14 protein-coding genes are annotated in these 14,394 nt (G+C 48.9%); 4 read left to right on the forward strand and 10 right to left on the reverse strand.

The window, feature by feature from the left end; genetic code table 11:
• Positions 1 to 243: 243 nt before the first annotated feature.
• Both CHI14_RS10490 and CHI14_RS10495 read right to left on the reverse strand, forming a co-directional pair.
• Entirely contained in the window at positions 244 to 1,101 is an 858-nt protein-coding gene (locus tag CHI14_RS10490) for an EamA family transporter (RefSeq protein ID WP_095288377.1), read from the reverse strand.
• 40 nt (positions 1,102 to 1,141) lie between these two features.
• Positions 1,142 to 2,107 (reverse strand): metallophosphoesterase family protein, encoded by a 966-nt coding sequence (locus tag CHI14_RS10495; protein WP_095288378.1) that lies wholly within the window; start codon positions 2,105 to 2,107, stop codon positions 1,142 to 1,144.
• A 211-nt stretch (positions 2,108 to 2,318) separates the two neighbouring features.
• Here CHI14_RS10495 and CHI14_RS10500 point away from each other — a divergent pair, with 211 nt between their 5' ends.
• The 3 genes from CHI14_RS10500 (at position 2,319) to CHI14_RS10510 (ending at position 4,897) form a co-directional block, all read left to right on the forward strand.
• The gene (locus CHI14_RS10500) at positions 2,319 to 3,089 is read left to right on the forward strand and encodes a DeoR/GlpR family DNA-binding transcription regulator (protein WP_095288379.1); all 771 of its coding nucleotides are present in this window, start codon (positions 2,319 to 2,321) and stop codon (positions 3,087 to 3,089) included.
• Between the two features lie 73 nt (positions 3,090 to 3,162).
• Positions 3,163 to 3,708: a TetR/AcrR family transcriptional regulator gene (locus tag CHI14_RS10505; RefSeq protein ID WP_095288380.1), complete on the forward strand. Its 546-nt coding sequence runs from the start codon at positions 3,163 to 3,165 to the stop codon at positions 3,706 to 3,708.
• Between the two features lie 73 nt (positions 3,709 to 3,781).
• A complete protein-coding gene (locus CHI14_RS10510) occupies positions 3,782 to 4,897 on the forward strand; it encodes an MFS transporter (protein ID WP_095288441.1) in 1,116 nt (371 codons plus the stop codon).
• A gap of 110 nt (positions 4,898 to 5,007) precedes the next feature.
• Here the strand turns inward: CHI14_RS10510 and CHI14_RS30430 are convergent, their stop codons facing one another.
• The gene (locus CHI14_RS30430; RefSeq protein WP_249281057.1) at positions 5,008 to 5,190 is read right to left on the reverse strand and encodes a hypothetical protein; all 183 of its coding nucleotides are present in this window, start codon (positions 5,188 to 5,190) and stop codon (positions 5,008 to 5,010) included.
• Between the two features lie 418 nt (positions 5,191 to 5,608).
• Positions 5,609 to 6,127 carry a GrpB family protein gene (locus tag CHI14_RS10520; protein WP_095288381.1) on the reverse strand — a complete coding sequence of 173 codons (519 nt, stop codon included), beginning with the start codon at positions 6,125 to 6,127 and terminating at the stop codon, positions 5,609 to 5,611.
• Positions 6,128 to 6,338: 211 nt separating this feature from the next.
• On the opposite strand from CHI14_RS10520, the gene CHI14_RS10525 reads away from it, so the two are divergent.
• The gene (locus CHI14_RS10525) at positions 6,339 to 6,620 is read left to right on the forward strand and encodes a SunI/YnzG family protein (RefSeq protein WP_095288382.1); all 282 of its coding nucleotides are present in this window, start codon (positions 6,339 to 6,341) and stop codon (positions 6,618 to 6,620) included.
• 109 nt (positions 6,621 to 6,729) lie between these two features.
• Here CHI14_RS10525 and CHI14_RS10530 read toward each other — a convergent pair whose 3' ends face one another.
• The 6 genes from CHI14_RS10530 to CHI14_RS10555 all read right to left on the reverse strand — a co-directional run bounded on the left by CHI14_RS10530 (position 6,730) and on the right by CHI14_RS10555 (position 14,388).
• The gene (locus tag CHI14_RS10530; RefSeq protein ID WP_095288383.1) at positions 6,730 to 7,692 is read right to left on the reverse strand and encodes a glycosyl hydrolase; all 963 of its coding nucleotides are present in this window, start codon (positions 7,690 to 7,692) and stop codon (positions 6,730 to 6,732) included.
• A gap of 91 nt (positions 7,693 to 7,783) precedes the next feature.
• Complete coding sequence (locus tag CHI14_RS10535) at positions 7,784 to 8,794, reverse strand: carbohydrate ABC transporter permease (RefSeq protein WP_095288384.1); 1,011 nt, start codon at positions 8,792 to 8,794, stop codon at positions 7,784 to 7,786.
• 30 nt (positions 8,795 to 8,824) lie between these two features.
• On the reverse strand, positions 8,825 to 9,724 hold the full coding sequence (locus tag CHI14_RS10540; protein ID WP_095288385.1) for a carbohydrate ABC transporter permease: 900 nt from the start codon (positions 9,722 to 9,724) through the stop codon (positions 8,825 to 8,827).
• A complete protein-coding gene (locus CHI14_RS10545) occupies positions 9,721 to 12,306 on the reverse strand; it encodes a DUF5696 domain-containing protein (RefSeq protein WP_095288386.1) in 2,586 nt (861 codons plus the stop codon). The genes CHI14_RS10540 and CHI14_RS10545 overlap by 4 nt, the downstream gene beginning before the upstream one ends.
• A 14-nt stretch (positions 12,307 to 12,320) precedes the next feature.
• Positions 12,321 to 12,941: a YIP1 family protein gene (locus tag CHI14_RS10550; RefSeq protein WP_095288387.1), complete on the reverse strand. Its 621-nt coding sequence runs from the start codon at positions 12,939 to 12,941 to the stop codon at positions 12,321 to 12,323.
• Complete coding sequence (locus CHI14_RS10555) at positions 12,922 to 14,388, reverse strand: NHL repeat-containing protein (RefSeq protein WP_095288388.1); 1,467 nt, start codon at positions 14,386 to 14,388, stop codon at positions 12,922 to 12,924. Before CHI14_RS10555 ends, CHI14_RS10550 begins: the two co-directional genes overlap by 20 nt.
• Positions 14,389 to 14,394 lie beyond the last annotated feature (6 nt).

A 14,394-nucleotide genomic window follows, 5' to 3' on the forward strand; every position in this document is an offset into this window, starting at 1 on the left:
CTTTGCTCGTTAGGCTCTATTCTGTGACTCTATCTCTTGGAACTCTCTGACTCCAATATACCATGCTTAAGTACCTTCGATAAAATAGACAAATCCCCTCAGTCCATACCTGGAAGATCATCTTGGACAGATGCTCCTTAAGGTATGTCTCCACTGAGGGGATTGAAAAATTTATTTGGAAGCTTCAGAAGCCCGGAACAGCAGCAAGGACTTACACGATGTATCCATGACCTGGAATTGGAATCATCCCCACATGCCGATCAGCAGGATTCCACCAAAAATGACGATGGAGCAGAGAATTCGCTTTTTCCCCTGCTGCTCTTTTAACAATAAAATGCCGAGGAACGCCGCAAATACCGTTCCCACTTCACGCAAAGGGCCCAATCTCGCCATGGGAGCCTGCTCCAAAGCAAACAGGAATAACAGGTACGAACCTGGGTTCAATAGTGCCCCTAGCATAATGGTGGATCGGTTCACTTTCCACTCCTGGCGTAATTGCCGGGAAGCCAGAAGCGCCGGTGTCAGTCCGGCAACGAATCCGATGTTCGTCACCTCAAGCAGCGACAAGGGCGAGATATGCTGCAGGTTCAATTTGTCCACAAATACATAACTGGTCGTGCATAGCCCCACGCATAAAGCCATAAGGACCGGCTTCAATCCCTGTTTCCGTGAGCCCTGCTTGGCACCTTTGCCTCCAACCCCGCTAAGTACCAGAAATCCACCGAGCATGCAGGCAATCCCGATCCATCCGAACGAAGACAAGGTTTCTCCCAGGAAAAAGACACCGATCAGAGGCACCAGCAGGGTACTCGTTCCGCGCATAATCGGATAAATCTGAGACAAGTCACCAAGCTCGTAGGTTTGAGATAACAGCCAGGAATATAAAGCCTGCAGAGCCATCGACAAAACCAACAGGGCATAAGCCGGCATGGTTAAGGGTTCGCGTACCAGCTCCACAATGAGTACAGGCAGCAGGATGACGGTAGGAATCATCATAATGGACCACAGAAACACACTTTTATTCAAACTTCGTTTGGTGAACATGCTCCAGACGGCATGAGCCATTCCGGATGCGAGCACCAGAAATATCGGTAAAATCATACGTTATTAATCCTCTCTAATCGCCTTGCCCTTTTGAACTCTATTTCGCTGAATTGCTCTCAGGTTGATGTTCCGGCTGTTCCATGACGAGTGATCCGTCTTCGAGACGAATCCAGGTATCGAAGCTGCGCTGACCTGCCTGCAACTGAATGACCCTTCCTCCGCGCAGCATACCTTCTCTTCCATAGGTATTGTGCCCGCTCGAGCGCCCGTAACAGAGACGAATGCCGTGAAGTTCGCCGTGAAAATCATTCACGTGATCATGCCCGCAGAACGTACCCATCACATCGCCCATCTCCAGCAGCGCCGAGAACAGACCAGAGTTGACTTGCGCAGCACAGACGGGTTCGTGCTTGCCGCCGTAACATGTCTGAGTGTCCCACATCACTTGATATTCGGGAATCGGAATATGGAAAAACGCCAAGGCTGGAAGCTTCTCCCCGCGGCTGCGGCCGGGATTCACGCGTGTGGATTCAGACATCAGCCACTGGATCTGATTGGGCTGAACCCAGCCATAACCGGGGATCTCCGGGAACGACGAATAACTTCCCGAATCAAGAAAATACAACACGGCTGCCGGAGTGCCATCCGCTCCTGCAATCTCAAGTGTGTAATTGCCCAGGCCTGCAATTCCTCCGGGACCCGGTTCCGTTACCGTATGGTGATGCTCATGAATGACATCCATCAGACCAGCCGGTGTAATCCGATTTTCGGTATCATGATTACCGTACACAAATGCCCACGGAATCCCACATTCCTCCACGACAGATACGGCTTCGCGGAAGGCCTGTTCTGGATGCTCGCACGCCTTTTTCCCTGGATCAACGGGGCCTGTGTAGATTACATCTCCCGTAAACACGACCAGGTTCGGCTGCTCTGTTTCGATGACCGTTTTCATCAACTGACGGGTACGCAAGTCTTCAGGTCGACCATCTTTCCAATGCAGATCTGTAAACTGAACAATTTTGAACGTTTCATCCGCTTGAAATGCAAGCTGACGTCTCATATTGGTTCCCCCTAATAGTTCGTTATGTACATACATCGCACTGTTGTGGTTTAATGTGGTTTTTTGTTGTTTGTTTGATCCGATCTTATCCCCACCTCTTCATCCTGTCAATACATTTATTCCGGTCATGCAATAAGCACACTATAGCTAGAAGTATAAAAATTAACGTAGAATAGAAAAAAGTACGAATTGGAATACGGGAGGACATTTTATGTCATTAACCTACGAAGAACGAAGACAGACCATTCTAGCCCAATTGGCAACCCAGGGAAAAGTTCAGGTGCAGCTGCTGGCTGACCACTTTCAGGTATCAACGGAGACCATCCGGCGCGATTTGGACCGGCTTGAAAAGGAAGGTGAATTGCGTAAAGTCTATGGCGGTGCAGTTCGTGTGCGCTCCGGAATGATTGAAGACCCTTTTCAGAAGCGTTCATTACTGCAAATGACCGAAAAACAACGTATTGGCGCGGCTGCAGCATCTCTGATTGAGGATGGGGAAACCGTAATGCTGGACAACGGGACAACCACGCTTGAAATCATGCGCCAGCTGAGAAATCGTTCGCAGATCACGGTGATTACCAACTCTGTGCCCATTCTTGCCTGTGCTCTGGAGGATTTCGCAGGTAAGATCATTTTTGCCGGAGGCGATATCAATCCTGCGGTACAAGCCTCGACGGGTCATCTTGCTCATGAATTGTTGAATCAATTCAAAGTCAATAAAGCCTTCATCTCTGCCGGCGGGATATCGCTAACGGACGGCATCACAGATTATATGCTGGAGGAAGCCCAGATCTCCCGTAAGATGATGGAACGTGCGGAGGAATCTATTCTTGTAGCGGACCACACCAAATTTGGACGCTCTACCTTTGCGCAGATTGCACCCCTGGATCAGATCTCTATGGTCATCACGGACGATGGATGCCCGGCAGAGTGGGTAGACACGCTGCACGGAATGGAGATTGAAACGGTTCACAGAATTTGACAACCGAATTGGATTGTTATATTTTGGGGTATAATGATCGTTCTATCTGATCCTAAAGGGAGAGATTGCAGCTATGAGCAGTAAAAAGGAAATGCTGTTGAACGTGGCGGAAAATTTATTCTATCATCATGGATTTCACTCCATTGGCCTGAAGCGGATTATCACGGATGCAGATATTGCCATCATGACCTTATATAATCACTTTGATTCCAAGGATGACCTCATCGTGGAAGTTCTTCTTCGTAGAGAACAGCGATATCTGGAACAGCTGAGACAATATGCCGATAACAAGGCACAGCCCCTGTTTCTGAATTTAGCTGAAGGGCATGCACGCTGGCTGATGGAGCACGAGTCCCGAGGTTGTATGTTCTTGCGTGCCAAGGAAGAGTTTGGCGGCGATCCGGAACACGTGATTGTTCAAGCTGTGCATGCGCACAAAAAACATGTGATGACCCTGATAAAAAAATTGGATGCGTCCATTACGGATCGAGATATGATCCGATTTTCCCTACTCTTGGAGGGCTCCACCGCGCTCGCTGAGACTCAAGATGTAAGTATTGTCTGCCGGGAACTGCTTGACATGACTCGAAACAGTTTCAAGTTGTCCCACACCGGGTGAGTTATAGTTCAACTCACTTTTTTATTTCAGCAGAAATATAATGATCGTTCTATCTAAAAAGGCGGTGGATATGTTGAAAAAAATTATTTTCCCCGGGATCGCACTTATTTCGGTATGTTATGCGTTCGGGAGATTCAGTTATGGTCTGTTTATGCCGGAAATTTCGGAATCACTGCAGCTGAATGATACCCAGTCGGGTGCAATCAATTCGGCTACTTATATTGCCTATTGTCTCTCTTTGATCATTGCACCTTTGATTATTAATCGCATCGGTCACTACCCGGTTATTCATATGGCAGGCATAAGCGCCATACTTGGTTTACTTGGCATTGGCCTTTCTCCAAATGCCTTGGTCCTAACCATAGCCGTATTTCTCGCCGGACTGAGCACAGGCCTGGCTTCTCCTGCCTTGGGTAATACCGTCTATGCGGAACTTCAGCCTGAGCAGCAGGCCAGAGGTAACAGCTGGATTAACACGGGAACAAGCTTCGGCATTATCGTTTCTGGCCCCATTTATCTATTGTTCAGTGAATACTGGCGCTGGTCCTACATTTTTTTCGCCGTTCTTGGTGTTTTGGTTCTGCTGTGGAACAGACGCGCCCTTTCGCCTCGCAAAACCGAACCTTGCACCAAATCACTCTGGGCATGCATGAAACCCACTAGACCTGGTGTAGCTCTGCTTATGGCTTCCCTATTGACAGGCTTCAGTTCTGCGATCTATTGGACATTTGCACGAAGTTTTCTGACGGACGAAAAAGGGGCCTCCGATTCGGAAGCCGTATTGTTCTGGATTGTGATGGGGGTTTTGGGGATCTTGGGCGGTTGTGCCGGACGAATTATCGAACGAATCGGAATCGGGCGTTCCTATCATGTCGGTATCCTGCTGCTCGCCATTTCCCTTGGTGTTATTATTCTGCCATCCATGACTGCCAGTCTGACGTCTGCCGTCTTGTTCGGAAGCACCTACATCTTCCTGACCAGCGTGTTTATCGTGTGGGCGACCAGACTATTTCGTCCGAATACGTCGATCGGGATCAGCCTTGCCTTTCTTGCACTGGGTGCGGGACAGTTCTTCGGGTCTTCCATTGCGGGTTACACGATTGATGCATTCTCCAATACGACAGCATTTATCGCATTTGCCGTGCTGGGGCTGTTTGGATTGCTGATTCGGGTCAAGGTAGCAGAATGACGTCGATGTCTATGCCAGCTATATGGTCAATACATTCACGGCACATCGGAAACCGATGTGTCCAGTGGATGTATCTGGTGTATTGGGGATGCTTATGTTGAGGATGCACCTTAAATGCCTTGGTACGGTTGGATGATCAGCTCATCCCACACCTGAACTTCTATATAACGTTCCGGGCCCCGTTCACCATTCCGGTTCCATTCCTGAGGCCATCCATAGTTCTGAATGACCTGCAGGATTTCATCTTTGGTATACACCTGCTTTCGATACGGCTTATCATCCGAATAACGCATGGTTGGGAAGAGATCTCCATAGTAAAACTTACGGATTCGGCAGGCAGATCACACCAAGAAATTGCGATCCACTCCGGTTCCGTATACCATGATTTCAACCAATCGCAAGTCCCCAGAGTCATATAGTGGGGATAGGATTTCGACGGTTTCCCACCTTTGACAGTGAACTGCTCGTACGCTTTTTGTTCGAGCATTCTGCGAATCATCATGTAATCCGCTGAACGTTGACTGGCAAAATTTCGTCCTTCCTGCCTGATTTGCTGTGCAACGACTTCTGCATCCTGTTCAGACAAGCTGGAGAGGTTGCGGAACGGTCCAATACTTTTCTCAAAATAATGATATGCATTCAGGTCTGTCATATAGATCACGCCTTCGTCAGCGATATACATACACACTCTTCTATTAAAACTAACGTTATTTATGCCTCGTGCAGTCTGGCCTTCTGGATGACGGATTGAATAAAAGAAGCCTTAGCTGCAGTGTATCCCACACGGTCATGTCTGAACTGCTGTTCCAGCTTTTTCTTCAACGCGTAGTACTCCTGCATAACTTCCGAGTCTCTTCTGAGAGCGTCGCGAAACAGCAAGTTATCCGTCCATTCCAAGCTCCTGTACTTGTAGACATGGAGATGATGCGTACCAGCTCTCCATTGTCCTTTTCGGAAAAACAAACGTTCCGGGAAATCCGACTTGGGCACATACTCGTACCCCAGTTCTCCCAATGCTTCCATATGTACTGCCTTCACATCGCTCAACTCATGTACTCCTGCCATCATATCGATTAATGGTTTCGCGCCTAGACCCGGCACAGACGTACTTCCAATATGTTCAAAATCCACGCAGATCTCTGTCAGCACCCTCATGATGTTATCGCGTTCTACGTGATATTCTTCAACCCATCTTGGGTCATATTCCGATACGACCACTTCTTCTCTCATAGCAATTCAGGCCTTTCTGTCCCTTACATTTATTAGTCATAGTGTACAATATGTGAAGAATGATAGAAATAACGGTTGTAAATCAATTCGGTCTGGTTTCAAATGGTTTATTTAGCATTATTCATTATTAATAAGGAAATATTAACCACTTAATGATAAACTAATAAAAAGGTGGTTCGCCTTAACTCATGACTGATTAGGAGGACATACGATGTTAGGTGTAAAAGTAGAGCAAGAAAATGATCAACTGAATATTCGCTGGCAGTTTTCTAAAATTAGTATTCCGATCACAGATATCCAATCCGTTACACTTGATGAAACCTATGGTGGAAGTGAGCCTTCAGCCATTCGAATCGGTGCAGCGTATGGCGCTTCTGAAACCATCCTAATCCGCACAACCCATCAATCTTACGTCCTGTTCACTTCCAATGAGACTTTATTTCCGAAGATCAATACTCTGATATCGAGCTCAGCCAGTATCCCTTACATTTAATTACCATCCAGATCCATTAAAATCACGATTAAAAAGCGTTGGCATCCGCATAATTTCTTATGCCATGCTAACGCTTTTTGGTTCACAATACGCTTAACGCCATGAACGGCTATTTCCAACTCCACTCAGGCAACTGATCCAGAGTTACGACGTAGTCGCTGTTATACACTTCTTTTAAAAATTCCACTGTATTATGCTGGCCACCCCTCAGAAACTCACCTGTCCAGGTACAGAACCAGCTCCAATGAATGCCCTGCTCCTCCATCTGCTGCGGATCAGGAATGGAGCCGTTCTCCGCGAGTGCTATCATTTTGCTGTCACTCACCAAATTCCGCAAGTTCTCGTAACGTTCTGCAAGTGGATCATGGTCCCCTGGCTTCGGATATACATCCACACTCACAATGTCCACAACATCATCGCCCGGATACCATTGCGGCTGTTCCGAGTTCCACACCCAGATGAGATTATTTAGCTCATGTTGGTTAACCAATCGATCATACAGCAGACGATACAACTGTTTGGCAGGTTCAGGTCCTTTCGCTCCCCACCAAAACCACCCTCCTTCAGCTTCATGAAGTGGGCGAAATAACACAGGTACGCCTACATCCTTAAGCTCTTGCAGATGGCCGGCGATTACATCGATATCCCGGATCAACAAGGCATATTCATCCGATTCAGGGTGAGCCAACGCGGAGGCGATATCGAACGTTGTGGCCTCCGTATAAAAGCCCCGCCACCATTCTTTGCCGGGTTCATCGATCAGTTGGGACGGTGCATTCCAGTGCCAACACAAGGTCACGATCCCGCCTTGCTGATGCCATGCAATCATATCTCGTATTTCCTCGGAGGTCGCGCCCCGCTCTGTCCTTGAAGGTGAGTATTCCATCAGATCAAACCCAATTACAGCCGGTTTCCGTCCCGTATTCTCATTAATCCAGTTCAGGTTGCTGTATTCCTGCTGTCCCGAGAGCACTGCCGTCCCATAATTCTTCACCAAGTACTTCATCAATTCATTGGCCTCGGAAGTCGCATCTTGATTCACCAAGGTACTGCTTATCTTATTTTCCGTCATTGATAATCCTCCATTCCAAGGCAGGGCACATAGCGACCCAAATATCAAAATCAACCGAATTACGTATCCTATATGACTACGCCAAGCCCGCTTAACCAACAACGCCAGAACGCTCAATACTTTCCACGAAATAACGCTGTACAAACAGATACAAAATAATCAGCGGCGCAATCGCCAGCAAAATGCCTGTATCCACGATCATGGCGACATAGTTCGGATCAGCCTTCATGCCGGAGCTCGAACCAAAACCCATCAGTTGAGGAATCAGCTGATTCGCCTGAGCGGGTAATGAAGCGACCTTCAGTGAGATTAGTGGACTTTCACTCATGAACAGCGCCGAATAGAACGTATCATTGTACTGCCACACAAAGGAAAATAGGATAACAGTGATCAGTGGGGAAATGGCGTTGGGCAGCATGATTCGGGCAAATGTACGGAACCCGCCTGCACCATCGATCAGTGCAGCTTCTTCGATCTCTTTGGGCATACCCTTGAAGAACTGCCGGAAAATATAAATGAACAGCCCTGCCTTGAGCCCTCCAGCCGTCGCTGCAGTAATCACGGAAGGCCAATAGGTGTTTAGCAGATTGACCCCCTCCCTGCCCGTAAACAGCTGAATGATGCCCAGAAAGTCGAAACTCCGGAAATGCAGATACATCGGCACCATCAGCGTGCTTGTCGGCACCAGAATGGTGAGAATCACCAGCACAAAGAGGACATTACTGCCTGGAAAAGTAAAGCGGGCAAATCCATATCCGGCAAGCGCACAGGATATCGCCGTCAAAAGCGTCGTTATGGTAACAAACAGCAAGGTGTTCGCGAGCAAGGGCAGGTAATCCATTACCTGTGCGGCCAGCCTGATATTGTCCAGCGTGAAATGCTGGGGAATCATATAAATGGTTGGATTATAGATGTCTTGTTTATCCTTGAACGCAACCGAGATTTTAAGAAATAACGGATACAGAATAATAAATGAAATGCCGATGATCAATGCATATCTGAATATCGAATACAGGAGGTCCGATGTTTTATTTCGAACTCGCTGCAGTTGATAATTCTGCTTCGGAACCACCACCATGCGATCCGTTCCCGACACAGCCATAGTCTAGTAGCCCTCCTTTTACATTATCCGTCAGTTGTAATGCACCCGCCGTGACAATACCCAGCCAACAACGAGCAGCACAAGGCCGATCACCAGCGTATACAGCCAGGACATCGCCGAGCTCAGGTCAAAATTCTGGGTCTTAAATGCCGTTTGGTAGATGGCTTGTGTGACCGGACTTCCGGCGAATGAATCAATGATCGTGTAAATGACATTCGTCAATATCAGCGGACTGACCATTGGAAATGTAATTTTCCAAAATGATTCATAGGCTGTTGCCCCTTCGATTTTGGCTACTTCATACATGGAACCGGGTACGGACTGCAGGGCCGCGAGAAAGATCAGAATCTGAACGCCTGAGCGGCTAATGATCTCGTAAATTCGCATGATGGCTTCCACGATGTAATCCACATAGGCCATCGGCAGTCCAACATCAGCCAGCATTCGCACGATGGAAACCACGTTAAACGAAGCGCCTCCATCAGCCGTCGATTCAACGGCACTGGCGTCACCCATCAGATTGATCAGACCTGCAGATTCGGCTGCCGCTACCGCACTGGAGGCCAGAATAACGGGCAGGAAGAAGATCGCCCGCGCCATGGTTCTGCCCTTGAATTTCTGATTGAGTAAGGTCGCCGTAAAAAGGCTGAAAAACAATATCATGGGCACATTCAGCAGCATGGCCCCAACCGAATCAATCAGAATCCGGTTAAAGGTAGCATCCACGAGAAGTGCATCCTTAAAATTTTTCAGTCCGACAAAGTCAAGAACGTATCCTCCTGGAGCCACTGACAAATTGCTGAAGCTGAACCGAATCGATTGCAGGAGCGGCGTGGCAAAAAGGAAGATGAAACCGAGCAGCCATGGCGAGATAAACGCAAGACCGAGCAGCGCTCTCCGTGATTTCAATGATAAACGCAGGGTTCTCATTGGCTCACTCCTTCCACGGCATAGTCCATTTTGCCAACCGACACTCCGTCTACAGTCACCCGATCGTCAGTGTAGTTTACAAGGATACTCGTACCGCCGCTGTACGTGACCTGGACCACGCCTTCCTGAATTCGTTCATGCCCGGTCATCTGCTGATTCCCCAATCCTTTCAACACCTCATTTGCTTCCTTGTACAGTGCAACGGCATCATCTATCCAGTCTTCGTACGCGGTAGCATAAGCCGAATCATAATTCGTCAACTTCAGCCTGGATGATGGTTCATGTGTCCATTGGAAATGCGGCGCTGCACCAAGCTCAAGACTTCGCAGCAGCTGCTTGCGCAGATCCTGATCTCCTGATGTATTCATGGGAGATGCTGCGTAGTTCATATAACCATGAATGACCATTTCATAAAAAGGAACTTCCTCATCAGTAATGTTGAACCAACTGGAGCCTTGAGGCACATCCACTACATGCTCCGCAAATCCCCATGCATAGGCATTAGCCGATGATAACATTATGCTCGGATACTCCTGCTGCAGCTTGCCAAGCTGCTCCTTCACAATGTTCTTGGCCGTCTCGCGGTGAATGACACGGCTATCCCGATAATCGGAAGTCAGAACCTGCCCGAGATCACGGAGTGACAATCCGCCGAGCTCCAGTTTTGTAATGTTCCCGGAAAATTCGCTGATCACATATGGAAGCTTCGCAGCCGAGAGCAGATAATAGCTGTCCTTGCTCTGATCCATTCGGTTGAGCGCAGGACTGTAAGGATACAATTCTGCGGTCTCCTTGGTTACAAACCTGGCCGCATCGGAAGACGGCGCAAAACGCCAGTCATCATGATAGATCCGCTGGAATGCCACATCAGGGAATAGCGCTCCACCAGACTGCTGCAATTGGGTAGACAGCCCCTGCAGCTCAGAACGACTGCCTACCTCACGATCCAGCTTCACTTGGGTCGGTGTATGGTGGCTAAACCCGCCACCGAACCAGCCCTGATACCGCATCTGTACACGGCTCACACCTTCCTGCTGTAACGTTGCTGCCATGTCGGCAGCCTGTTCATACGTCGTCATGGCTAGTGTGGTCCGATAAGGCACACCCAGAAATGAGGCTTTTTGGTCGACTGCACCGAGTACACTCACATAGAACGGCAGCTCCGCCTGTTCTGCCAGCGGCTTCAGCACATCCCCATCTACCAACTGCTGCTGATACAGGCGAGCCATACCGGAATAACTGGCATCTTCTCCATGCAGGAAATGATATCGGACCTGGATATCTCCGCGAAAAGGCTCTTCACTCAGCAGTTGAATCTCCTGCATTTTCTGCGAGGTATACATCTCCAGTTCATCCTCCCCACGCAGGGAGAAGGTCGCATGTACATGGTTGTAGCTGTTCTGCCTGCCTCCGATATCGGCAGAGATGCTGGCCATTCCGTCTCCTTTTTCAATCACGGCAAACCAGGCATGCTCCCCGTTCTTCAGGCCAAATACAGGCATATGTGCTGATTCGCTAACCTGGGGCCGACTGAGCGAATTGTCGTTCGGGTCTGCACCGTATACACGCTGTACATATTGCTCTTCCTTGACCTTTCCGTTATTCAGATGGATCAAGCTGCCTGACCCGTCCGGCACGAACATATACCCTTGTCCTTTGGTATCCGCGGCACCGAAGTATGCGAGCAAATCCATGTTACGAATACGATATTGACCACTCTCTTCCACTTGACTCAGAGGTACGGTCACCACCAGCGAGCCTTGATCCAACCGATATTCCATCGGGATGACGAAGCTGGGCTTATCCGATGCACCACCACCTTCAACCCCATTTTCCTGATTGTCATAAGCAAGATCGTCTGCCGTGTAACCTGCTGTCTTAAAGGCATCCAGCATCTTGTTCAGGACAAGCTGCTTCGAGATCTGTCCATCCAGCCTTTCCAGAACATCCGGGTTGTTCTTGGTTGGATAGTAACGGGCAGAAGCATACCTTGCGGCGGTGGCATCCAGTTTCGAAAGAACCTTCTCCTCCAGGCGCTGTTTGCTAATCAATCTGGGCAATGCATCGATACCGAGCGAGGTATCTCCAAGTGTATAGGTAATTCGGATTCCCCCGTCCACATTGGCAGCAACAAATTGTTTGTTGGTAATACTGGTGCTGAAATTCGGAAAGTTCTCCAGTGTACCTATCGCATCCCGGAAATTGATATTTAGTTGGGACGACAAAACTTCCTTCTCGTAAGCCGAAGCCAGACCATCTTGGGCGCGTTCTTTCGGATTGCTGTACCAGATCTCCCCGCTAGCCCCGTCGCGCACGGCGATCTCGGTCGTCTCCTCGTTATAATAAAGCGCCAAGCCCTGATCCTCAGCGACCAATTGCATGCCTGGCACTCCCTGTGAGGTATCCGTAAGATACTTCAGTGAATCCGTTTCGGCTGGTATCGCCTCCGTTGTTGCTTCCAGATAAGCCGCTACTTCTACAGCGGGTACTCCCCTGTTGTTGATATACAGCAGTCCGGCTGTCATCAGAATCACAGCTGTGCCACTGGCCAGCACCGTATATAATCGTTGCCTTTTGATCACGGATGCCGCCTCCTTTAGGTCCGAAAAATCAACTCGCGGTATATGTTATAACCGAATTCATATAATTGCTGCAGCATACTGAACACGAGCGCTCCAAGGAAAACGATAATCCCCATCACAATGAGCGTCAGCAGCATCGTAATGATCGTTTTGAACACCGTATATTGGTGCAACGTCATCGTGCCAATGAACAGGAGCAGCAGAAACCAGAAGAATGCGATGCTATTAAACAGATAATAAAAAGCAGTCTCCTCCTGCACCATGAACCGGCTTATCACAATCATCGGAGCATAAATCAGAATAACCGGAATGAGCGAGTATCCTGTCGCCAGAAAGATCTCTCTAAACTTGCCTTCCCCTTCCATCAGCGTCGTCACCGACCAGTTGGCAATGCACCATAGAAAGAACGGCACCGCAACCGTCGCGATCTCCACAATACTGTTGATGGTGCGAGGATCAGTAAAATTGACGAGAAATCCCGCGTATTGCTTTTGCAAAGTCATCATGATGATGGTCAGCGCGAGTGACAAAAAAGCAACAAGCATCCGGCCCCGGTTATCCGACTTGAGGTCCCAGTATGCATCGATAGGGTGAAAAATGAGATGCAGCGGAAACTTAATGTAATCCTGCTTCACGGTCAATCTGCCTCCTCCGTCTCCATTTAACCGCCACCCGGGCCAGGATCAGAATGAAAATCAGGGCAATACCTGCGGTCAGGAACGTGCCGAAATGTTCTTTCATCATCTCCCGCCGATATCTTTTGAACGCCACCGAATAACTTTTACGGTCCATCCCAAGCTCGAAGTAACCGAGAGCCTCCTTATTTTTCTTCTCCATGAGCAAGGATTTGCCAATCCCGATATAGGCAATATCATAATTGGCATTCAGCTTCAGTACTTCTTGCCAGATATGTACAGCTTCCGTATCCTCACCCTGATAATGAAGGGCAACCGCCTCATTCACATGGGTTCCAAACCGAGTCGGCTCATAGACCACCAGATTGCTCTTCCCCCGGTCAAGAACCAGTTGGTGATCGCCGGATTGCTCAATCGCAACGGGTGTTTTGAGCGTGCCTACCTGATTTCCTTTGCCACCATAGATGTAGAGCAGATGACCCTCGTCGTCGTAAGTGAACACCCGATTCTGTGTCGCGTCCAGCACACTGTACATGCCGTTGCCCAGCACTTTCACATCAATAAGCTTGGATGGCCCTGTATTGTTGCGGAACCGGATATCCCCCTTGACGTCAAAATAACCAAACCGCTTCAGCACATCTTCTCCGGACGGATTGAGTCGTTTGATCGGCTCATTCGAACCAGGATCGATGTTGGTTGCGTAGACAAATCCTTTATGATCAATATCCACGCTCGAAAACTCGGTCGGTACAAACAGAACCATCTGTGCCCGCTGGGCCTTGGTGGAGAACATGCGCCAGATATATTCGCCGTAGTCCCGCTCCACCTTATTGGTGCCGACGTATCCGATGAACTTCCCCGTCTCGTCAAACTGCATAATTCCTTCGTAAACGCCTTGAGCTACTACATAAACCCGGCCCACCTGGTCAACCGTCAACTTCAGCGGCTGGAATTGAAAATTCGTCGCCAGAACATCCGACTCGGGCGCCTTGATAATATGATCCAATTGTCCCTCCGCATCCAGGATCACGACCCGACTGTTCCCTGTATCTGCAACGTAGATTCGCTCCTCTTCATCCACAAACAGTCCACCGGGAGCATTGAAAGTTTCCTTGGCGCCTTCTCTCGTGAACCCGTCCATGACCCGAAGAAGCTTATACTCTGCGTCCAATATAACAATCCGGCTGTTGCCGCTATCCAAAATATAGATCTGACCGGATGGAGATACATTCACATCACCGGGATCCTTAAACTCCCCGATGCCCAAATCGCTGCCCGAGATGGTTCGCTTGGGCAGATAGGCATCCGGGGAAGGAACGGCTTCTCTCCAGGAGTTGTAGTTGTAACTCTCATACGGCGCCGAAGAAGCCGCCGCAGGCACGGTATTCGCCAGCAGCAGGGATACTGCCGCCAGGAGAACAAGCCATCTTTTCACTGTGCGTGCCATATCGCT

Origin of the sequence: Paenibacillus sp. 7516 (assembly GCF_002272715.1) — a bacterium.
Classification (GTDB): domain Bacteria; phylum Bacillota; class Bacilli; order Paenibacillales; family Paenibacillaceae; genus Paenibacillus; species Paenibacillus illinoisensis_A.

Bases quoted from the DNA above. Each gene is read 5' to 3' on its own strand.
- CHI14_RS10555 (WP_095288388.1), bottom strand. From the start codon at position 14,388: ATGGCACGCACAGTGAAAAGATGGCTTGTTCTCCTGGCGGCAGTATCC.
- CHI14_RS10540 (WP_095288385.1), bottom strand. From the start codon at position 9,724: ATGAGAACCCTGCGTTTATCATTGAAATCACGGAGAGCGCTGCTCGGT.
- CHI14_RS10535 (WP_095288384.1), bottom strand. From the start codon at position 8,794: ATGGCTGTGTCGGGAACGGATCGCATGGTGGTGGTTCCGAAGCAGAAT.
- CHI14_RS10505 (WP_095288380.1), top strand. From the start codon at position 3,163: ATGAGCAGTAAAAAGGAAATGCTGTTGAACGTGGCGGAAAATTTATTC.
- CHI14_RS10490 (WP_095288377.1), bottom strand. From the start codon at position 1,101: ATGATTTTACCGATATTTCTGGTGCTCGCATCCGGAATGGCTCATGCC.
- CHI14_RS10520 (WP_095288381.1), bottom strand. From the start codon at position 6,127: ATGAGAGAAGAAGTGGTCGTATCGGAATATGACCCAAGATGGGTTGAA.
- CHI14_RS10500 (WP_095288379.1), top strand. From the start codon at position 2,319: ATGTCATTAACCTACGAAGAACGAAGACAGACCATTCTAGCCCAATTG.
- CHI14_RS10525 (WP_095288382.1), top strand. From the start codon at position 6,339: ATGTTAGGTGTAAAAGTAGAGCAAGAAAATGATCAACTGAATATTCGC.
- CHI14_RS10530 (WP_095288383.1), bottom strand. From the start codon at position 7,692: ATGACGGAAAATAAGATAAGCAGTACCTTGGTGAATCAAGATGCGACT.
- CHI14_RS30430 (WP_249281057.1), bottom strand. From the start codon at position 5,190: ATGCGTTATTCGGATGATAAGCCGTATCGAAAGCAGGTGTATACCAAA.
- CHI14_RS10495 (WP_095288378.1), bottom strand. From the start codon at position 2,107: ATGAGACGTCAGCTTGCATTTCAAGCGGATGAAACGTTCAAAATTGTT.